This is a genomic window from Pseudomonas sp. PSPC2-3 (assembly GCF_049898265.1).
In the GTDB taxonomy this organism is placed as follows: Bacteria; Pseudomonadota; Gammaproteobacteria; order Pseudomonadales; family Pseudomonadaceae; genus Aquipseudomonas; species Aquipseudomonas veronii.
Window position 1 is genome coordinate 43,918 of the sequence record NZ_JAFCXJ010000019.1, and the last position, 19,140, is coordinate 63,057.

Below are 19,140 nucleotides of genomic sequence, written 5' to 3' on the forward strand. Positions count from 1 at the left end.
TATGTTACAACTTAGCTTCCTATCCAGTTTCCCTGCGGTGTCGAATGCTTGTTCCCTTTCTCATCATGTTGCGCGAAGGCATTGAAGCCGCATTGATCGTTGGCATCATCGCCAGTTACTTGCAACAGACCGGCCGTGGCCAGTGGATGCCCGCCGTGTGGGTCGGTGTCTTCCTCGCCGCGGCCCTGGCCTTGCTGGTCGGTGGCGGCCTGGAACTGATGAGTGCCGAATTTCCGCAAAAGCAGCAGGAATTGTTCGAAGGCGTGGTCGGCCTGGTCGCCGTGGGCATACTCAGTTCCATGGTGTTCTGGATGCGCAAGGTCGCACGCTCGATCAAACATTCGCTGCACCAATCCCTCGACCATGCCCTGGCCGGCTCGCGCCACCAAGTCACCGCGCTGATCCTGATGGTGTTTTTCGCCGTGGCCCGTGAAGGCCTGGAAACCGTGTTCTTCCTGTTGGCGGTGTTCCAGCAGAGTGAAGGCCCCGGCGCACCGCTGGGTGCCCTGCTCGGCCTGGTGCTGGCGATCATCGTCGGGTTCCTGATCTACAGCGGCAGCATGCGCCTGAACCTCGGCGCGTTTTTCCGCTGGACCGGCCTGTTCATCCTGGTGGTGGCCGCCGGCATCCTCGCCAACTCCGTGCAGGCCCTGCATGAAGCCGGCGTGTGGAACCACCTGCAAAGCGTGCTGTTCGATGTCAGCGCGACGTTGCCGATGGATGGCCCGGTGGGCTCGGTACTCGCCGGGATGTTCGGCTATCAGGATGCGCCGACCGTCAGCACGCTGGGGGCCTACCTGATCTACCTGGTGGTGGCCCTGGCGATGTTCTTCCTGCCCGCGGCACCCGCCAAGCCGGTCGCCGCGCCCTCTTCCGTTTCTCACCCGTAAGGACCGTCCCTTGTCCAACCCAACTCCTCAACCGGCCTCGCCGCCACGCGCCTTGCGCTGGGCGGTAGCCGGCTCGGCGGTCGTGATGATCGCCGCCGGCGGCCTGTTCTACTATGCCTCGCAGCTGGCAGCGACCAAGCGCCAGACCCACCAAGATGAAACCGTCGTGACCATTCACGGCCACGCCTGCGAACCCAACGCACTGACCGTTGCGGCCGGGCGCGCGAGTTTTCGCATCATCAACCGCTCCGACCGCGCGGTGGAATGGGAGATCCTCGACGGCGTGCTGGTGGTCGAAGAACGCGAAAATATCGCGCCGGGCCTGAGCCAGGTGATCAATGCCAATCTGTTGCCCGGCGACTATGCAATTACCTGCGGCCTGTTAAGCAACCCGCGCGGCACCTTGCACGTAACGCCGACGGCGGCATCCGACGCCCAAGCCAAGGCCAAGCCGTCGATGGTGGCGTTTATCGGGCCGTTGTCGGAATTCCGGGTGTACCTGAGCAGCCAGGCCAGCGCTCTGATCAAGGCCACGACCGCCTTGCAACAAGCGATCGACGCCGGTGACCTGGCCCAGGCTCAGGCGCTGTATGTGCCGGCCCGCGAGGCTTATCAGCGTCTCGCCGCGGCGTCGCAACGCCTGGCGCAACTGGACAACGCGATCAACGCCCGCGCCGATTATTTCGAAAAACGCGAGCAGGACCCAGCCTTCAGCGGCTTCCACCGCCTCGAATACGGCCTGTTCCAGCAACGCAGCCTCGATGGCCTGGCCCCGCTGGCGCAGCGCCTGGTGAGCGACGTCGGCACCCTCAAACAACAGTTGCTGGCGCAGTCGCTGCCACCGGAACAACTGGTGAGCATCGTGGTGCGCAACCTCAATAGCCTGGCCGACGTGCGCGCCGTCAGTGGCGAAGAAGAGCGCTACAGCCATATCGACCTGAACGGTTTCGCCGCCAACCTGGATGCCGCGCGCAAGGTGGTGGACCTGATGCGTCCGCTGCTGAGCAAGTCCGCCGCCGACCTGTTGCCGAACATCGACACGGCCCTCGCCGCGTTCGAGACGGCGCTCGATGGTTTGAAAGTCGACGGCCAGTTCAGCCGCTACGACCGTGTTACCGCCGATCAGCGCAAGCAGATCGCCGACAAGGCCAAGGTACTGGCCGCCGCACTCGATGGAATCGACCCCGCCCTTGGCCTCTCCGGCCTACAGTGAAGACGACCGCATACATGAGTGATTTACCACCGTTAGACCTTCAACGCCGTCGCGTCCTGCTGGGCATGGCCGCCACCGGTGCCGCGCTTGCCGGCAGCACCTTGAGCTGCCCGGCCATGGCTGCTGCCGCCGAGCAAGTGACCACCGCCCCGCGCAGCGACAAGACCCAGGACCATCACGATTTTTTCGGCAAGCACCAAAGCGGCATCGTCACCCCGCGCCCGGCCTGCGGCATGCTGGTGGCCTTCGATGTCCTGGCTGGTGATCGCGACGACTTGGAGCGGCTGTTCCGCACCCTCAACGAGCGCATCAGCTTCCTGATGACCGGCGGCAGCGTGCCGCAGGTCGACCCGAAACTGCCGCCCACCGATTCGGGCATCCTCGGCCCGGTGGTTACGCCGGATAACCTGACCATCACCGTATCGGTCGGCGAATCGCTGTTCGATGAGCGTTTCGGCCTCAGCGCAGCCAAACCCAAGCGCCTGATCCGCATGGTCGGTTTCCCCAACGATGCGTTGGAAGCGGCGCAGTGCCACGGCGACCTGAGCCTGCAATTTTGCTCCAACACTCCGGATACCAATATCCACGCCCTGCGCGACATCGTGAAGAACCTGCCCGACCTGCTGCTGGTGCGCTGGAAGCAGGAAGGCAGCGTGCCGCCACAGGCGCCCGCCCGCCCCGGCGAGCCTGCGCAGAGTGCGCGCAACTTCCTGGGCTTTCGTGACGGTTCGGCCAACCCGAATTCCAACGATGCCAAGACCATGGACCAAGTGGTCTGGGTGCAGCCCGGCAGTGACGAACCGGCCTGGGCGGCCAATGGCAGCTACCAGGCGGTGCGGATCATTCGCAATTTTGTCGAGCGTTGGGACCGCACGCCGCTGCAGGAACAGGAAAGCATCATCGGCCGCATCAAGCCCACCGGCGCGCCCATGGGTGGCCAGCACGAAGCCCAAGTGCCCGATTACAGCAAAGACCCGCAAGGCAAGCTGACCAAGCTCGATGCCCATATCCGCCTGGCCAACCCGCGCACGCCGCAGACCCAGGCCAACCTGATCCTGCGCCGGCCGTTCAACTACTCCAACGGCGTCAACAAAAACGGTCAGCTGGACATGGGGCTGCTGTTCATCTGCTACCAGGCCGACCTGGAAAAAGGTTTTATCAGCGTACAAACCCGGCTCAACGGCGAGCCCCTGGAGGAGTACCTCAAGCCAGTCGGCGGCGGGTATTTCTTCACCTTGCCGGGGGCAACGGGACCGAAGGATTTCATCGGGCGCACGCTACTTGCTGCAACGCACGTTCAACCCCCTGCCAACACTTAAAGCGGAAACCGTCCCATGAACAAGTCGACTCTCGCGCTGTCGCTGTTAATCACCCTCTCACCCCTGGCGGCCTTCGCCGCCACGGCGCCGCTGGACCTGGTAGGCCCGGTGTCGGACTACAAGATCTACGTCACCGAACAAATCGCTGAGCTGGCGACCCAGACCCAGGCGTTCACCGACGCGGTGAAAAAAGGCGACCTGACCACCGCCAAGCAGCTGTATGCGCCGACCCGTGTGCACTATGAAGCCATCGAACCGATCGCCGAGCTGTTCAGCGACCTCGACGCGGCCATCGACTCGCGGGTCGACGACCACGAAAAAGGCGTGAAAGCCGACGACTTCACCGGCTTTCACCGTATCGAGTACAGCCTGTTCGCCGAAAACACTACCCACGGCCTCGACGCCTTGGCCGACGGCCTGAACAACAACGTCAAGGACCTGCAGACGCGCGTGGCCGGCCTGACCTTCCCGCCGGAGAAAGTCGTGGGTGGCGCCGCAGCCCTGCTCGAAGAAGTCGCCGCCACCAAGATCTCCGGCGAGGAAGACCGCTACAGCCACACCGACCTGTATGACTTCCAGGGCAACATCGACGGCGCGAAGAAAATCGTCGACCTGTTCCGCGGCCAGATCGAGAAACAGGACACGGCCTTCCTGGCCAAGGTCGACAAGAACTTCGCCAGCGTGGACACGATCCTGGCCAAGTACAAGACGGCGGACGGCGGTTTCCAGACCTACGACAAGGTCAAGGAAAACGACCGCAAAGCCTTGGTCGGCCCGGTCAATACCCTGGCTGAAGACCTGTCGACCCTGCGCGGCAAACTGGGTTTGAACTGAGCCCTCTAGGTCTCGCTCAACGGTCGGTACCCCTCCAACGGCGTACCGACCGGCAAGCCGCTTTCAGGATTGGCCGCATACCAATGCGCGCCCATCTGCACCGCTCGAATGGGCACGCCTTGATGGTGCCCATTGTGCGTTGCCACCGCGCGATCTATTGCCGCGTGTACGCCGAAGAATGTGCGCAACTTTTCCTGCGCCGCGAGCATGTTCGCGAACGCCGACACGTTGGGCGCGCTGTTCAACGCGCGAGGCAAGGCGAGCACGCCTTTGGCACTGTTGACCAACAGATCGGCAGCGCCATCTACCGGATTCAAAAACGCGCTGACCACGCTCACGCCCTTTTCCAGCACGCGGAATGCCTTGGCGCCAAAAGGCGCGACGACCTTGGTGGATTTGACCAACGAGCGCACCGCCGTTCCCGCGCCACCTAGAAACGCACCGGCCGTATCGATCAACAAGCCCCGCGTACCCTCGATGATATTGCCCTTGGCCAGGTCCACGATGGCCCCGACAAACGGAATCATGCTCAGCAAAATACTGTCGTTGCGTTGCGACACTTCTCGTTGTTGCTCAAGGGGTAATTGGCCCTGGGCATACTTGAGCACACTGTCGCGGTGATGAATGAAATTGCCCTGCAGGATCCGGTCGACAATCGCTTGGCTGCGGGGCGATGCAAAGCTGTTGGGCACCGCCGCGCTCACGCGGCCATCCGCAGCCGCGGGAACGGCCGGCAAGGTATCACCGAGCTTATCGATAATGATGCCGGCGGACGAAACGTCCGATCGCGGCAAGGCATCGGAGGTGTAGGCGTTGAAGTCGAACGGCTCCACTGCGCCGTTCTGCAACAGGACCGTCGAGGGCGCCCAACGTCCGTAGGTGCGCTGCGTCTCTTCGAGGGTGCCGCCCAGCACCAGTTGCTCGGGTAAGTCCGTGCGCTTAACGATCATCATCTTGGCCGGGAACACTTCAAAGTAGCTGATCCCCCCGTTGTAGTCACAGCGGATCAGCGTGCCTTTGCGCCCTCGTCGCGCTTCGACTTGCGCGGATGTCTGGTCCAGCGTGGGCACCCCGTCGATCTGTTCGCGCAGGGTAAACAGCTCGACGGCGCCATACTCCAGGGCCTGGCGATCAGCCAGGGGCAAGTTGGCGATCATGCGCTTGGTGGTAATGCCCAAGCCTTGCTTGAGGCTCGCCAGGTAGCCGTCGACTTCGCTCACCACTTGCCCCGGCAGGCTGGGCAAACGGTTGATCCTGGCATTCAGGGCGCGCACGTTTTTGACGATGGCGGCTTGTTCGGTGCGACTTGGGCGTGTATTTGAAAAGGGCGTTCTTGCAGCGCCAGTGGCGCCGGGAGTGTCAGCCTCCAGCAGCATCCAGCGGTCCCTGACCAGGTCGCCGGTCATATAGGTCTCGATCAGCGAACGGATCTTGGGTTCCGAGACCTTCATGTTGCGGCGCTCGTCCGGGTCCGCAACGTAGACCTGCAACGCTTGCAACTGGGGCCCGCTGAGTTCCGGGAACACCTTCTGCAGGTTCGCGACCGCCTGGTCCCGGCGTGTCGGCAGCGGCGTCTTGAACGCCATCAGGGCCTGCAGGAGTTGCTCGCGCTGGGCCTGAAAGGCTTCACTGGCCTGCTCGTAGTGCTGCGGTGTATAGCGACCGTCGGCGGTCTTGGCGTAAACCCCTTGCATCAAGCCCCAGTCCAGCAACACGTCGACGCCGTGGTTATCCAGCACTGCCGCCTCGTCCGCAGTGCGTGCATCCAGTCGGGCAAGCGCCATGATTTCCGGGTAACTCATCGCCCGCGAGCTGCCCGCGCCGCCTTGACGTTCGGCAAAGGTCACGCCCAGGCGCAAATCCGCCCATTCCGCAGACCCCATGCGCAGCGTGGAAGGAACATCCCGAATCAGAAACTCAGGGGCGGCAGCGGCCAGAAACAGGTGGGCCAACAGGGGCGCGACCTTGGGGTCCAGTGAGGTTTTTTTCCACAGGTGCGTTTCGATATCCGTGCGTACCGAGGCCAGCGTCCGCCCATTGTTGGCAGGTTGGTAGATGTCATAGCCGGCAATGGTCCCGGGGCGTCCCGGGGCGTCGGGGTCGATTTGCAGCATGATGGCCGCCAGCACCCACTGCTTGGCCTCGAGCGTCGAGAGTTGATCGCTGCCGGACGCGCCCTGGAACTGGCGATTGCGCGCCACGGCCCTGCCCCAGTTCAACGCCACGGGGCTGTTCAGGACCTGCTCGAGGAAGCGATCAGCGTCGGCGCGCAAGGTGCCTGCGCTGTTGAGAGCAAGCACCCCGCGGATATCCAGGACGCGCAGCAGGTTCACCGCAGGCTTGTTGCCAGGAGTATCGTCATCGCTCAACTCCGCCACGAAGCGTTTGTCGGCGTCGGACAAGACGCCAGGGGCCCACTGACGCGCGATCAACTGCGTATAGTCCCCCAGCGCCGGCGCTGGCGGCAGCGCAGCGTCGAGCCAGCGCAGGATATTGCGCACCTCCCACGCCGTCTTCGGCACCGACAACCCATGGGACGCCAGCACCTCGCTGACCATTGCCTGGTCGGCGCCGTCAATCGCCAGCGACGAGGTGCGGCTGATCGGCGTTTGCACGTCGGCCAGCAGCACCTCGTCTTCATCGGAGAGGTGCCGCACGCGCTCACTCAAGGTGCCCGCCAGATGCACGCGCTCGTCCATCACGTCGATGACTTTTCTAGCCCTCAGGTTGCGCTGCTCCAGGCGCCCCTTGACCTCCGGCGACAAGGCAGACCAATCCGCCGTCGAGAGTGCCTGGCGCACGGTTTGCAGTTCGTCGGCGGTGTGCGGCGGGGTCATACCATACCCCTGCAACACCGCGTTGCGAGACAAGCCTTCGCTCTCGGGATGCACATACGCAAGCCCGTTGCCGGCCACATCCAGGGCGGCAGCGGCGGCGCGCAGCCTGGTGCTGACCTGCCACCATCCCGAGGTGTCGTTCAAGGTGAAGGTTTTTTGTGTCGCTACCCCACTGTCGACGACCCAACCACTGACCGAGTCGGGTTTGACCACGACGGTATCCAGGGCCATCCCTTTGCTGGCGACCCAGGCCCGCATCTCGGCGGTATTGAAGGCACTGCGCAGCGCCTCGAAGCCTGGACGAATCGTGGCGCCATGGGGAATCTGGACGCTCGAGTCTGCTAACTGACGCAGGGCCGAGGTGCTCAACGCCGTGTGTAACTGATGATCGGCCTCCGCCGACGTGGCCGGCGCTGGCCGCAAGGTCCATGGCGGCGCCGCACTGGCCGGTAGGTCGGATGGCGCCGCGCGCCGGTTGCGCACAACGGTTTCGGGGATGATGCTGCCAATCGGCGCCGGCGCGGCGCTCAGCGCCAGCGGAATTGGCGAACGGGCATGAAGGATTGGGGAGACGGGCGACATTTCTAGTTCCTCTCTACCAGTGAATGGCAAGAGTTCTTGTCCTTAAGAACTGTCGAGAGAAAACATACCCGCCTGGGCCAGCGCTGCGTGTAGGCGAACTCTCAAGGCTTTGAAGGCAGCAAGAGAGTTCGTTGCGCGATGCCCGTGTTACAGAATGCGATACAACAACCGCTCGATCCGCACGCGGCTGACGCGGCGCAGGAACTTGCCGACTGCCTGCGGGTAATCCACCAGGGTCTGCAACTGCTGATAACCTTCGATGCGCGTGGTGTGCTGGAAAATCTGCGCCAGCTCGGTGCGCCGGGGTTCCAGCCACTCGCTCTTGGGGTCATCGATCAGCAAGGCGTTTTCCAGGTCAAGGCGGAACGCGCGTGGGTTGAGGTTGTTGCCGGTCAGCAACGTATAACGCTGGTCGACCCACATGCCTTTGAGGTGGTAGGTGTTGTCGCCGTCGCGCCACAGGTGCAGGTTCAACTGGCCGCTGTCGATCATCGGCTGATGGCGCTTGGCAAAGCGGCGCAGGCTGATTTCGTAGAGGTACGGCAAGGCCGCGATCACCTTGAACGGCTCGCTGGGCGAAATGTAGAAGTCGTTGGCGGTCTTGTCGCCGACGATGATGTCGATCTTCACCCCGCGCGCCAGGGCGCGGTTGATTTCCCGGGTCACCGGCAGCGGCAGGTTGAAGTATGGCGTGCAAATGGTCAGTTGATGCTGGGCGCTGGCGATCAGTTCGAGGATCACCCGGCTCAGGGGGTTGTTCTTACCGACACCGAGCAAGGGGCTGACAGACAGGTGGCCGTTGGGCAGCTGGCCGCTGGTGGTGTCGTAGGCCGCGTGCTTGAGGCGGCTGCGCAGGTCGCCGATATCGTTGCGCAAGCTGCGGGTCGTCGGCGGGTTGGGCAAGTCGAGGCGATGCACGGCCTTGGATGCCATCAGCCCGTGCTCCACCAGGTGTTGCATCGAATCCGCCAGCGGTGCGCTGTGGATCAGGTGGTAACGGTCGAAACGGTACTTGTCGAATTTGTGCAAATACACGTTGTTCAGGCTGGCGCCGCTGTACAGCACGCTGTCGTCGATCACAAAGCCCTTGAGGTGCAACACGCCGAACAGTTCGCGGGTCTGCACCGGCACGCCGTAGACCGGCACCTCGGTGGCATGGCTTTGGGTCATGGCCTGGTACCAGGCGCTGTTGCCCGGCTGTTTACCGGCGCCGATCAGCCCGCGCTGGGCGCGCAGCCAATCGACCAGCACCACGATGTCCAGCTCCGGGCGTGCGGCCTTGGCGGCGTGCAAGGCGTCGTAGATCTCCTGCCCCGCCTCGTCCTGCTGCAAGTACAGGGCGACGATATAGATGCGTTGGGTAGCCTGGGAAATTTTCTCCAGCAGGCAACGACGAAACGCAGCGGCGCCGGACAGCACCTCAATCGCCTCGGTGGAGAGTGGGAAAGCGCGCAGTTTGGGCAACAGGGAACGTTTGAAGAACGACGGCATAAGGCTCGCAATGGGTCGAATCCGAAGAGGCCCAGAGCTTACACCATGGGGGTGCTCAGGTCTCGTTGCCAGTCAGTGAAAAACCTTGTTGCGAAAGAAGAACGATCGTTCTACTGTATGACACATGAACGATATTACCCGCGACATTATCCTCGACGTCACCGAGAAGCTGATCTATCGCCACGGCATCGCCGCCACTGGCATGGACTTCCTGGTGAAAACCGCCGGTGTCTCCCGAAAGAGCATCTACCGCTATTTCGCCAATAAGGACGAACTGGTGATCGCGGCCCTGCAACGTCGCGACGCGCGCTGGATGCACTGGCTGCGGGCCGAGGTGGAACGCCGTGAAGACAGCGGCGAGCGCCTGCTCGCAGTGTTCGACGCGCTCAAGGCCTGGTTCGGTTCGGCGGACTTTCGCGGCTGCGCATTCATCAACACCAGCGGCGAAACCGGCGACCCGCAAGCCCCGGTACGCCTGCTGGCGAAGGCGCATAAACACAAACTCTTCGAGTACCTGCTCGAACTGTGTCAAGCCCATGGCACGCCCGAGCCGCAACGGCAGGCCGCGCAACTGCTGATCCTGATCGATGGCGCCATTACCGTGGCCCTGGTGACGGGCGATGCCACCGCGGCGGATACGGCGCAATCCATGGCACGAACGTTATTGGGGCTTTAACCCCACAGGCATCGCAACTTTCGATCAACCCTTATTGTTTTAAGGAGCCGCCCAATGTCATCCCCTGCAGAAACCCGCCCACCCCTGCCGCCGTTTACCCGCGAGTCGGCCATCGAAAAAGTCCGCCTGGCCGAAGACGGCTGGAACTCCCGCGACCCGCATCGGGTGTCCCTGGCCTACACCCTGGACACCAAGTGGCGTAACCGCGCTGAATTCGCCTACAACCGCGAACAAGCCAAAGACTTCCTCAGCCGCAAATGGGCCAAGGAGTTGGATTACCGGTTGATCAAGGAGTTGTGGGCGTTCAGCGATAACCGTATCGCGGTGCGCTATGCCTATGAGTGGCACGACGACTCGGGTAACTGGTTCCGTTCCTACGGCAACGAAAACTGGGAATTTGACCAGCACGGCCTGATGGCCAACCGTTTTGCCTGCATCAACGACATGCCGATCAAGGACAGCGAGCGCAAGTTCCATTGGCCGCTGGGGCGGCGTCCGGACGATCATCCGGGGCTGTCGGAGTTGGGACTCTAGCCTGTAGCCGCAAGCGTGAAGCTTGCGGCTTATTGCTCAATCCTGGTTCAAACCCACTCGGTACAACACCCCATCATCCTCATCGGTCAACACATACAAAAAGCCATCCGGTCCTTGCCGCACGTCGCGAATTCGCGCATTCAAGCCGCCGAGCAAGCGCTCTTCATGGATCGCCTTGTCGCCGTCGAACTGCAGGCGAATCAGCTCCTGGCTGGCCAGGGCGCCAATGAACAGATTGTGCTGCCATGCCTGGAAGCGGTCGGCATCGTAGAATGCCATGCCGCTGATCGCTGGGGATTTCTCCCACACATGGTGCGGCGCCACAGTACCGTCCACCACCTTGCCCTTGGCCTCGGGGATCGGTGTCAGCGAATAGTTGATGCCATGAGTCGCCATGGGCCAGCCGTAGTTCTTGCCGCGTTCGATGATGTTGATTTCATCTCCGCCACGCGGCCCGTGCTCGTTTTCCCAGAGCGTGCCGTTCCATGGGTTCAACGCCAGGCCCTGCGGATTGCGCTGGCCGTAGGACCAGATTTCGGGGCGCACACCCGGTTGCCCGACAAAGGGGTTGTCATCCGGCACGCGGCCGTCCGGGTAGATCCGCACCACCTTGCCTTGCAGCTTGTCGAGGTCCTGGGCGGTGGGCCGGTCGTTGTTTTCACCCAGGGTGACGAACAGGTAGCCGTCGCGGTCAAAGGCCAGGCGCGAGCCGAAATGATTGCCGGTGGAGAGCTTGGGCTCCTGGCGCAGGATCACCTTGAAGTCGCGCAAACCGCTCAGGTCATCCGCCAACCGCCCGCGACCGACCGCAGTGCCGGCTGTGCCGCCCTTGCCGCCGCCTTCGGCATATGACAAGTACACCAGGCGGTCCTGCTTGAAGTCCGGCGACAGCACCACATCGAGCAAACCACCCTGGCCCTTGGCCCAGACCTCAGGCACGCCGGTCAGCGGCGCCGACAATTTGCCATCCGGGCTGACGACCCGCAGGTGGCCGGGACGCTCGGTGACGAGGTAGCCCTGTTTGTCCGGTAAAAACGCCACGGCCCACGGATGATCCAGGCCTTTGGCGATCGGCGTGGCGCTGATGCTGCCTTGTTCGCTGGGAAACTGCTGGGCTTCGGCGGCATACAGCGTTGTCAGCGGCAATAAGGCGCTTGCGCAACATGCGGCAAGCAGGGTTTTGCGTAGAGACATAAGACGGGGTCCTTACCGGCGCTCAAGGCCGGCGATTGCCGTTGGCGTCAACCGTGGGGGCTTTGGTTTCCGTCGCCGGGCGGCTAGGCGCAGCCTGGCGTTGCGGATAGCGATTGCCGATGCCGCCGTTTTCCAGGGTCGGCGTGCGCGTGGTCGGCCCGGTCTGGATGCCGCGAATCGCCGGCGCACTGGGCTGGGTGCCCTGCATACTGTTGGGATTGGCCCGGTGGATCGGGCTATTGTTGGCGTCATTGCTGCCGGGCAGGTTTTGCGCCTGGGCACTGGCGCAAAGTGCCAGGCCTAGCGCCAACGCTGCAAGATGTCGCACACAGGTGATCATGACAAAGCCTCTTGGGACGAGGAGTACGTGCTTTCGATACCACGCTACGCTTTGGGTTCGCCTTTGGTAACTAAATAGTTTCTCATCAGATGTAACACGTTCTGTCCGAGCATCCGCGCACCGCAACTTCCACGCCAGCGATCGCACGGGTGCAAGGTGTGTAAAAAGCCAGCGAAAAGGCCTCTTGAGCCGACCAAGGTAGGGAGCACGATATGGCAAAGCCCCTGAGCGAATACAACCGCAAACGCGACTTCAAGATCACCACCGAACCTTCCGGCGCCGCGTCGGGCGCGCAACGCAATGCATCGGCGCTGACGTTCGTGATCCAGAAGCACGACGCACGCAATCTGCACTACGACTTGCGCCTTGAGCTCGATGGCGTGCTCAAGAGCTGGGCGGTGCCCAAGGGCCCCAGCCTCGACCCCAGCCAGAAACGCCTGGCGGTGCAAGTCGAAGACCACCCCTTGAGCTACGGCAGTTTCGAAGGCAGCATTCCGGCCGGCCAATACGGCGCCGGCGATGTGATCGTCTGGGACCGTGGCATTTGGCACCCCCACGACGATCCACAAACCGCCTACGCCGCCGGCAAACTGGAATTCACCCTGGCCGGCGAAAAACTCTCAGGCGATTGGGCCTTGGTACGCACCCACCTCAAAGGCAGCGGCGACAAGGAACGGTGGCTGCTGATCAAGGAAAACGACCGGCACGCCCGCCCGGCCAGCGACTACGACATCACCGAAGCCCAGCCGCAAAGCGTGCTCAGCGGTGCCTGCGTGGGGAACGCCAGGCCCACGCCCGCGCCGCAAAAGACCGCCGCGTCGGTCACCCTCGCCGGTGTGCAGATCACCCATGCCGAACGCGTCATCGATCTCGCCAGCGGCACCCGCAAGCTGCAACTGGCGCAGTTTTACCAGAGCATCAGCGAATGGCTGCTGCCCTTCCTGCGTCACCGCCCCGTTTCCTTGCTGAGGGCGCCGGAGGGCATCGACGGCGAGCAATTTTTCCAGAAGCACTCGGAGCACCTGGCGATTCCCCATATCAAGCAACTGGACCAGCGCCTGGACCCTGACCATGCGCGCCTGATGCAGATCGACAGCCTCGCCGGCCTGATCGGTGCGGTGCAAATGGGTACCGTCGAACTGCACACCTGGGGTGCCACCTCGGACAAGATCGAAACCCCGGACCTGTTCGTCCTCGACCTCGACCCCGATCCGGCCTTGCCGTGGAAAGCCATGCTGGAGGCGGCGCAGTTGACCTTGTCGGTGCTCGACGAGTTGGGCCTGCAAGCCTTCGTCAAGACCAGCGGCGGCAAAGGCCTGCACCTGATGATCCCGCTGGCGCGCCGCGATGATTGGGCCACCGTGAAAGCCTTCGCCAAAGCGATCGCCCAGTTCATGACTCAACGCCTGCCGGAACGCTTCACCGCCACCTCCGGGCTGAAGAATCGACAGGGCAAGATCTTCATCGATTACCTGCGTAACGCGCGCGGTGCCAGTACGGTGGCGGCCTATTCAGTGCGCGCACGCCCCGGCCTGCCGGTGTCGGTGCCGGTCAGTCGCGAGGAGTTGAAGGGGTTGCGCGGTGCCCAGCAGTGGACGGTCGCCAACCTGCAACAGCGGTTGCAGGGTTTGAAGGGCGACCCGTGGGCCGGTTATGCCAACAGGCAAAGGCTCAGCAAACAGATGTGGGACACGTTGGGCGCGACGCCACCGCAGTGAGTCGCGCCACGTCGAGGTTCAGATCAGGATGAAGATCAGTGCAAGCACCGCGAAGATCGCCCACTTTTCCAGGTAGTAGCGCGTGCGGTTACGCTTCTTGAGTTCCTTGCCGCGCAGGCGGATTTTGTACAAGCGGCTAAACGCACGGTTCAGCCCGCCGGTCTTGTCGCCCGCGTCGTTCGGCGCGCCGGCGGCGGCCATCACCGTGCGGCTGAACCAGCGGTTGAACGCGGCCGCCCAGCGGTACTTCATCGGCCGCTCGACGTCACAGAACAGAATGATGCGGTTCTTCTGGGTGGCGTTTTCTGCGTAGTGGATATAGGTCTCGTCGAACATCACCGGTTCGCCGTCGCGCCAGGAGTAGTTCTCGCCGTCCACATTGATGTAGCACCCCGGATCGTTGGGGGTATCCAGGCCCAAGTGGTAGCGATAGGAGCCGGCGTAAGGGTCGCGGTGGCGCACCAGCTTGGAGCCCGGCGGCAACTCGGCGAACATCGCGGCCTTGACCGAGCCGATGCTCTGCAGCAACTCGGTGGTGCGCGGGCACAGCTTCATCGCCGAGGGGTGGCTGTCGCCATACCATTTCAGGTAGAAGCGCTTCCAACCCGACTTGAAGAACGAGTTGAAACCAACATCGTCGTATTGGTCCGAACGCTTGATCGCGCCCGCCTGCATCAGGGTATGGGCTTCCTGGCGGATTTCTTCCCAATGCTCCTGCAGTGGGCTCAGGTCCGGGAAGTCGCTGGGTGAGAGATACGGTCGGCTGGGTAGCTTGGAGAACAGGTAGAGAAAGCAGTTGATCGGCGCCAGGAACGTAGAGTGATCGCTGAGCTGGCGTCTCAGTTTATGCCGCACCCGGCCACGCAGGTGGACATACGCAATAGAGGCAACGTAGAGGAAAACAATAATGAGTTTCAATGGATTTCGTCACAAGTCAGGAGAAAACAGGCTGCTCCTGCGGGCCCACGACGGCCGAGGTTGGATAGCAGCACATGAAATCACAATTCACATATAGGCGGCACGACCGGCGGATAGCCCTTCGGTTCATAACCATCGCCCGATATTTAGCCACAATTTGTAACTAAAGGTTAACTAAGAATTGTGAAAAGCTGTCCACTGATTGTAATTGGAGGGGGGCACGGGGGCTTGTCATGGGACAAGCCCTTTCGCATTAAACGTTACAGCAGCGGCTGATCATCCTTGCGCTCACGCCGGGAAAAGCGCCCGTCTTACGGTTCAGTCGGCCTATTCAGCCTATGAACTCCAACAAAAAGGAATTTGTATGACATCCATTTCCGACTCGGACTACCAAGCCCTGCAGGGCACATGGCAGCAGGTCTCGCTCGAAGACAGCGGCGTGCTCAACCCGCCCGACGCCCACAGCGCCCCCGGTGCAATCACCACCATTACCGACGACCACTTTGAAGTGCTCACCGTTGATGGCGAACGACTACTGGCCGGCCGATTCTTCCTGGACAGCACCACCCATCCCAAAAGCATCACCTGGATCGATGCCATGGGGGATGACGCGGGCAAGCTGCTGCCGGCCAGCTACCGCCTGGAAGGAGACGAGTTCGTATTCATCGCGGCGGATGAAGGCATGCCGCGACCGTGTGTATTCAGCACCGGCCCCGGGCAGACAATGCGTACATTCGTGCGTCGATCCTGAGCCCCGCGCCCATCTGAACTTGCGACGGGATTTTCACAAGGCATTCACCTTCCGGTCTATAGGGTGAAGCCTACCTACTCCAGTGAATCCCTTAGCCCGCCTCCCCCGGCGGGCTTTTTTTTTACGCGCAAAACAGCTCAGGGCTGGCGCTTGGTCGCCGTCAGGGTAAAACACAGCGGCAACTGGGCCGCCTGATCCTCGTACTGGTCGTAGAGTTCTTCGCGATTTGAATGCGGATACTCTTGCAGATGAGCGATCTGCAACCGCGCCGCAATCGCTGCGCTGACCACACTGCCCAGCGTGTGTACAAACCAGTAGGACGTCGGCCCCGCGACTGCGCTCTGCCCTTCATAGACGATCGACTCTTGCAGCACAAAAGGCTCACGCTGGAAGTACGAACTGGCAGGCAGCAGCGGATTGGCTGCCAGCGGGTCGAACACTTCCAGGAACGGGTGGGTTTCGTACATCACCAGGGTGCCGCCGGGCTTCAGCGTTGTGGCGACCTGGCGCATGAACCGCGCCACATCCGGCATCCAGCCCAATACGCCGATGGTCACCAGGGCGATATCGAAGCGTGCGTGCAAACGCTCGGGCAAATGGTGGATCTCGGTTTCGATGAATTCCGGGCTGTAGGGTGAGAGCGCCGCCAGCTCCCGAGCCTGATCGAGAAAGGCACGGGATTGGTCCACGCCGACGACCGTGCGTGCGCCCAGGCCGAATAACGACAAGCTTTCGCGGCCGTTGTTGCAACACAGCTGCACCACGTCTTTGCCGGCAACACCGACATCTTGCAACAAGGCGGTGAGAGTCGGGTCCAGGCACGAAAAATCCGGTTCGGCGACCGAGGCCAGCAGCGTCCTCCAGGTATCCGTGTCTTTGTGCAGCCGGGCGGATTCGTCCCAGGCGTCCTTGTTACTGGCAATCGCCTGTTGGGCTGAGGGCATGTCCATTGCGTCTCCAGAAAGTCGGTTACAGCGAGCTACGGAAAATAAGCCAATTGCCCGTCAGATGAAACCCTCGCCTGTGGCCGAACTTATCTCTCGGCCCAGGTCACCAAACCGCCGACCTCGGTCATCTTCGTACCCTCACAGGCACAGACGACGGGTCAGGTCATTCAGCAACCATCGGCCTGCTTTACCTAAAGAGCGATTTTGCATGTGCGCGGCATAGATCGTAAGTGTGTCTGGTGTGCGTTGAAGTTCGGCGGTTAACTCAAGCGGCCGGAGGCGCCCTGAAGCCAGATGATCCGCAATCAGATGCTCGGGCATTCGGCACCAACCGAACCCGGCGAGTAAGAAATCCAGGCGCCGTGCCAAATCGACAAACCGCCACTGGTGACTGCCCGTCACCCCATAGCTAGGGCCGTCGGGAGAAACCGGATCGGAAAGCACCAGTTGCACATAGGGCTTGAGGTCTGCCCGTGTTGCCCGGCGGCCTAACATGGCCAAGGGATGCCCGCTGGCGACGACTGGCCTCAAGTCGACGCTGAGCAGCGCCAGCGCGGTGATATCGTCGGGCACCGTCGGGATCAATGTGCAAAGCGCCAGTGCCGCATCGCCGTTGCGCAATCGGCGCTCAGCGCCGCCTAAGCCTTCTGTAGAGAAACTCACGGCCAGATGCGGAAAAGCCTCACGGAGCGCGCCAAGGCTTTCGATGAGCGGGGCGCTGGGGACTAAAGGGTCTATGGCGAGCGCCAACTCCGGCTCAACCCCTGCTGCAGTACTTGCAGCCATTGCTTCAAATTGGGCAGCGCTCGCCAGCACGGCGCGCGCTTGAACCACCAGCACTCTACCGACCTCAGTGAGCCTTGGACGATGACCGCTGCGATCAAACAGCCTCACACCTTGAACTGACTCAAGTGTGGCAATCGATTGGCTAATGGCAGATTGAGCGCGCCGCAGGTGACGTCCCGTGGCCGAAAAACTGCCTGTATCGGCAATGGTTACAAGGATCCGCAATTGATCCAGGCTGAGATTTCCGATCATGCTCCATCACTTAAACAGATGGACTCAATCATATTTACATCACTCCTGCTTATAAATCGCATTGGGTAGAGTGTGTCGCACATCGCCTACCGCGACAACGCAAAACATACCGCCCCCTCACCGCGCAGGAGTTACTTTCATGTCCAGGCTTCTCACCATTGAAACCAGCCCACGTGGGGATGCTTCGATTTCCCGACAGCTCACTCGCCGCTTCGTGGCCGCATGGGAAGCTGCGCACCCTCGGGGCGCCATCAAAATACGGGATCTAACGGACACCCCGCTGACCTTCGTGACAGCCCCCTGGTTACAGGCTTACTTCACCCCCGCCCCCCAACATTCGCCTGAAATGAAAGCGGTGTTGCAACTATCCGATGAACTTGCGGCCGAGTTGCTGGAAACCGATCACTTGGTTATTTCAACACCCGTCTACAACTATAACGTCCCTGCGGCACTCAAGGCCTGGGTCGATCATGTGGTGCGTAAAGGCCTGACCCTGGGCGTTGATGGCAAAGGACTGGTGACCGGTAAAAAAGCAACAGTGCTGCTCGCCTCGGGAGGTGTATATACCGACGACTCGCCGATTAAAGACCGTGACATTGCGACCCACTATTTGAAACTGATCCTGAACGTCCTGGGTATCACTGACGTGACCTTTATCGCGGCCGGCGGCGCTAAAACCGTAGATCTCGGAGAACTCAGCATGCACGACTTTCTAGAGACATTTGATCATCAAATTCAAAAGTCGCTGGTTTAGCCAGCCATACGACTCTGTTCTATCGACTACGCGTGGTTAAACGGGGATTCACTTATGCGGCAGCAATTGAGCGATCCGCATTTCGTCCAGCCAACAAGTTGCGGTTCCGACTGGAGTTTTTATCCGATCGATAATTACTGATCTCCCTCAACTTAGGCGTGGCAACCGACCAGGCTCACCGTCAAGGGCAGCGATAAACGTTTCCTGAAAGGGTTACGTTGGTTTGCTCCAATCGCTTGTCCGAACCGGTTTGGCCCGCTCGCTCAGTGAGCAGATAAACCCGATTGCCCCCCATCGCTGCGGCTTTATTTTTCAGATCGTTACGGGCTCCGGTCTCCAGGTTCGCGTTCCCAGTGATGCTGCCAAACAGAAAGTCGCCCTGACTACCCGTAACATCTCCCAAGAACTGGCACTCGGCGCCAGGTTCGTTATGAGTGACGCGCACGGTGTTGGCGGCGGGCCCCACTATCGCCGTCGGTGCGCAACCGATCAGTCCAAGCAACACAGTGGACAAACTGACACTAATGAGGATACGAGGGAGATGCATGGACATGGTTCCTGTCTTACCAAAATGACATTGCCCTTTTGGATAACCTGCCAGGGCTTTAAGCCTGTGCAGTATCAAGTTTTGCTGGAACAGGAACTGTATTAATAAGTAATTTTTGCGTGTGAATCTGTAAACAATCGCTGTACGAACGGAGCCCCAGCCCTACCCTCACGGCGCCCTCCCCCTCAAATACGCGAAGCGCACGGATATCTGCTTGGACGGTGCGTGAAACGCCGTTGGTTTTTCCCGCCATCGACGCACTCGCAGAGCGTGAAGCAGACGACCGAGCTGCACTACAGGGGACTCCAACACCGAAAGCATTGAACATCCGTCGTCGACCGCCATACAACTGTCGTCACACCTATGCGACAATATGCAGTATGTCTGGCATGAACCCCGCCTTCATTTCCCAGCAGCTCGGCCATCGTGCGCAGATGCTGCTCTCGACTTATGCGCGTTGGATCAACCCAAGCTCGGACTGGAGCGAATCGGAAGAGCTCCAGATTGGTCCCAAATTGGTCCCAGCTCAAATAAGCGCACCCTAAGCTATTGATAGG

The 19,140-nt window shown here is 61.4% G+C and carries 17 protein-coding genes and 1 pseudogene; 10 read left to right on the plus strand and 8 right to left on the minus strand.

What is annotated here, in order from left to right; translation table 11 throughout:
- The first annotated feature begins 44 nt into the window (after window positions 1-44).
- From efeU to efeO (ACP7E3_RS31445), 4 genes are read left to right on the plus strand one after another with little or no spacing between them, the layout of a single operon-like run.
- Window positions 45-890: an iron uptake transporter permease EfeU gene (efeU, locus tag ACP7E3_RS31430; protein ID WP_017847276.1), complete on the plus strand. Its 846-nt coding sequence runs from the start codon at window positions 45-47 to the stop codon at window positions 888-890.
- Between the two features lie 10 nt (window positions 891-900).
- Entirely contained in the window at window positions 901-2,103 is a 1,203-nt protein-coding gene (efeO, locus tag ACP7E3_RS31435) for an iron uptake system protein EfeO (protein ID WP_017847275.1), read from the plus strand.
- A 14-nt stretch (window positions 2,104-2,117) separates the two neighbouring features.
- Entirely contained in the window at window positions 2,118-3,422 is a 1,305-nt protein-coding gene (gene efeB / locus ACP7E3_RS31440) for an iron uptake transporter deferrochelatase/peroxidase subunit (protein ID WP_026140066.1), read from the plus strand.
- Window positions 3,423-3,437: 15 nt separating this feature from the next.
- Window positions 3,438-4,256 carry an iron uptake system protein EfeO gene (efeO, locus tag ACP7E3_RS31445; protein WP_128191504.1) on the plus strand — a complete coding sequence of 273 codons (819 nt, stop codon included), beginning with the start codon at window positions 3,438-3,440 and terminating at the stop codon, window positions 4,254-4,256.
- 5 nt (window positions 4,257-4,261) lie between these two features.
- Here the strand turns inward: efeO (ACP7E3_RS31445) and ACP7E3_RS31450 are convergent, their stop codons facing one another.
- A complete protein-coding gene (locus ACP7E3_RS31450) occupies window positions 4,262-7,675 on the minus strand; it encodes a hypothetical protein (protein ID WP_426125460.1) in 3,414 nt (1,137 codons plus the stop codon).
- 147 nt (window positions 7,676-7,822) lie between these two features.
- Window positions 7,823-9,166 carry a CDP-diacylglycerol--serine O-phosphatidyltransferase gene (pssA, locus tag ACP7E3_RS31455; RefSeq protein WP_017847271.1) on the minus strand — a complete coding sequence of 448 codons (1,344 nt, stop codon included), beginning with the start codon at window positions 9,164-9,166 and terminating at the stop codon, window positions 7,823-7,825.
- 124 nt (window positions 9,167-9,290) lie between these two features.
- Here pssA and ACP7E3_RS31460 point away from each other — a divergent pair, with 124 nt between their 5' ends.
- Window positions 9,291-9,842 carry a TetR/AcrR family transcriptional regulator gene (locus ACP7E3_RS31460; protein WP_017847270.1) on the plus strand — a complete coding sequence of 184 codons (552 nt, stop codon included), beginning with the start codon at window positions 9,291-9,293 and terminating at the stop codon, window positions 9,840-9,842.
- A gap of 54 nt (window positions 9,843-9,896) precedes the next feature.
- Complete coding sequence (locus tag ACP7E3_RS31465) at window positions 9,897-10,376, plus strand: DUF1348 family protein (protein WP_046383231.1); 480 nt, start codon at window positions 9,897-9,899, stop codon at window positions 10,374-10,376.
- A 36-nt stretch (window positions 10,377-10,412) separates the two neighbouring features.
- On the opposite strand, the gene ACP7E3_RS31470 is transcribed toward ACP7E3_RS31465, so the two are convergent.
- Together ACP7E3_RS31470 and ACP7E3_RS31475 are read right to left on the minus strand one after the other, a co-directional pair.
- The gene (locus ACP7E3_RS31470; protein WP_128191507.1) at window positions 10,413-11,570 is read right to left on the minus strand and encodes a PQQ-dependent sugar dehydrogenase; all 1,158 of its coding nucleotides are present in this window, start codon (window positions 11,568-11,570) and stop codon (window positions 10,413-10,415) included.
- 22 nt (window positions 11,571-11,592) lie between these two features.
- Window positions 11,593-11,910 (minus strand): hypothetical protein, encoded by a 318-nt coding sequence (locus ACP7E3_RS31475; RefSeq protein ID WP_126589444.1) that lies wholly within the window; start codon window positions 11,908-11,910, stop codon window positions 11,593-11,595.
- 212 nt (window positions 11,911-12,122) lie between these two features.
- Between ACP7E3_RS31475 and ligD the strand changes: the two genes are divergently transcribed.
- Window positions 12,123-13,628, plus strand: coding sequence for a DNA ligase D (gene ligD, locus ACP7E3_RS31480; protein ID WP_411220211.1), 1,506 nt, complete (start codon window positions 12,123-12,125; stop codon window positions 13,626-13,628).
- Between the two features lie 18 nt (window positions 13,629-13,646).
- Here ligD and lpxO read toward each other — a convergent pair whose 3' ends face one another.
- Window positions 13,647-14,546: a lipid A hydroxylase LpxO gene (lpxO, locus tag ACP7E3_RS31485; RefSeq protein ID WP_017847265.1), complete on the minus strand. Its 900-nt coding sequence runs from the start codon at window positions 14,544-14,546 to the stop codon at window positions 13,647-13,649.
- Window positions 14,547-14,910: 364 nt separating this feature from the next.
- On the opposite strand from lpxO, the gene ACP7E3_RS31490 reads away from it, so the two are divergent.
- Window positions 14,911-15,297 (plus strand): TIGR03067 domain-containing protein, encoded by a 387-nt coding sequence (locus ACP7E3_RS31490; protein WP_126589447.1) that lies wholly within the window; start codon window positions 14,911-14,913, stop codon window positions 15,295-15,297.
- Window positions 15,298-15,434: 137 nt separating this feature from the next.
- Here the strand turns inward: ACP7E3_RS31490 and ACP7E3_RS31495 are convergent, their stop codons facing one another.
- Together ACP7E3_RS31495 and ACP7E3_RS31500 are read right to left on the minus strand one after the other, a co-directional pair.
- Window positions 15,435-16,247 (minus strand): class I SAM-dependent methyltransferase, encoded by an 813-nt coding sequence (locus ACP7E3_RS31495; protein ID WP_426125464.1) that lies wholly within the window; start codon window positions 16,245-16,247, stop codon window positions 15,435-15,437.
- Between the two features lie 135 nt (window positions 16,248-16,382).
- The gene (locus ACP7E3_RS31500; RefSeq protein ID WP_046383225.1) at window positions 16,383-17,282 is read right to left on the minus strand and encodes a LysR family transcriptional regulator; all 900 of its coding nucleotides are present in this window, start codon (window positions 17,280-17,282) and stop codon (window positions 16,383-16,385) included.
- A gap of 139 nt (window positions 17,283-17,421) precedes the next feature.
- On the opposite strand from ACP7E3_RS31500, the gene ACP7E3_RS31505 reads away from it, so the two are divergent.
- Window positions 17,422-18,036: an FMN-dependent NADH-azoreductase gene (locus tag ACP7E3_RS31505; RefSeq protein WP_046383224.1), complete on the plus strand. Its 615-nt coding sequence runs from the start codon at window positions 17,422-17,424 to the stop codon at window positions 18,034-18,036.
- Between the two features lie 181 nt (window positions 18,037-18,217).
- Here ACP7E3_RS31505 and ACP7E3_RS31510 read toward each other — a convergent pair whose 3' ends face one another.
- Window positions 18,218-18,589 (minus strand): DUF4156 domain-containing protein, encoded by a 372-nt coding sequence (locus ACP7E3_RS31510; RefSeq protein ID WP_199918374.1) that lies wholly within the window; start codon window positions 18,587-18,589, stop codon window positions 18,218-18,220.
- A 234-nt stretch (window positions 18,590-18,823) separates the two neighbouring features.
- On the opposite strand from ACP7E3_RS31510, the pseudogene ACP7E3_RS31515 reads away from it, so the two are divergent.
- Window positions 18,824-19,128: pseudogene (locus ACP7E3_RS31515) on the plus strand (site-specific integrase); the annotation flags it as partial.
- Window positions 19,129-19,140: the final 12 nt, after the last annotated feature.

Bases quoted from the DNA above. Each gene is read 5' to 3' on its own strand.
- ACP7E3_RS31505 (WP_046383224.1), top strand. From the start codon at position 17,422: ATGTCCAGGCTTCTCACCATTGAAACCAGCCCACGTGGGGATGCTTCG.
- ACP7E3_RS31460 (WP_017847270.1), top strand. From the start codon at position 9,291: ATGAACGATATTACCCGCGACATTATCCTCGACGTCACCGAGAAGCTG.
- efeU (WP_017847276.1), top strand. From the start codon at position 45: ATGCTTGTTCCCTTTCTCATCATGTTGCGCGAAGGCATTGAAGCCGCA.
- ligD (WP_411220211.1), top strand. From the start codon at position 12,123: ATGGCAAAGCCCCTGAGCGAATACAACCGCAAACGCGACTTCAAGATC.
- pssA (WP_017847271.1), bottom strand. From the start codon at position 9,166: ATGCCGTCGTTCTTCAAACGTTCCCTGTTGCCCAAACTGCGCGCTTTC.
- efeB (WP_026140066.1), top strand. From the start codon at position 2,118: ATGAGTGATTTACCACCGTTAGACCTTCAACGCCGTCGCGTCCTGCTG.
- ACP7E3_RS31450 (WP_426125460.1), bottom strand. From the start codon at position 7,675: ATGTCGCCCGTCTCCCCAATCCTTCATGCCCGTTCGCCAATTCCGCTG.
- ACP7E3_RS31510 (WP_199918374.1), bottom strand. From the start codon at position 18,589: ATGTCCATGCATCTCCCTCGTATCCTCATTAGTGTCAGTTTGTCCACT.
- ACP7E3_RS31490 (WP_126589447.1), top strand. From the start codon at position 14,911: ATGACATCCATTTCCGACTCGGACTACCAAGCCCTGCAGGGCACATGG.
- ACP7E3_RS31470 (WP_128191507.1), bottom strand. From the start codon at position 11,570: ATGTCTCTACGCAAAACCCTGCTTGCCGCATGTTGCGCAAGCGCCTTA.
- ACP7E3_RS31475 (WP_126589444.1), bottom strand. From the start codon at position 11,910: ATGATCACCTGTGTGCGACATCTTGCAGCGTTGGCGCTAGGCCTGGCA.
- efeO (WP_128191504.1), top strand. From the start codon at position 3,438: ATGAACAAGTCGACTCTCGCGCTGTCGCTGTTAATCACCCTCTCACCC.
- ACP7E3_RS31500 (WP_046383225.1), bottom strand. From the start codon at position 17,282: ATGATCGGAAATCTCAGCCTGGATCAATTGCGGATCCTTGTAACCATT.
- ACP7E3_RS31495 (WP_426125464.1), bottom strand. From the start codon at position 16,247: ATGGACATGCCCTCAGCCCAACAGGCGATTGCCAGTAACAAGGACGCC.
- ACP7E3_RS31465 (WP_046383231.1), top strand. From the start codon at position 9,897: ATGTCATCCCCTGCAGAAACCCGCCCACCCCTGCCGCCGTTTACCCGC.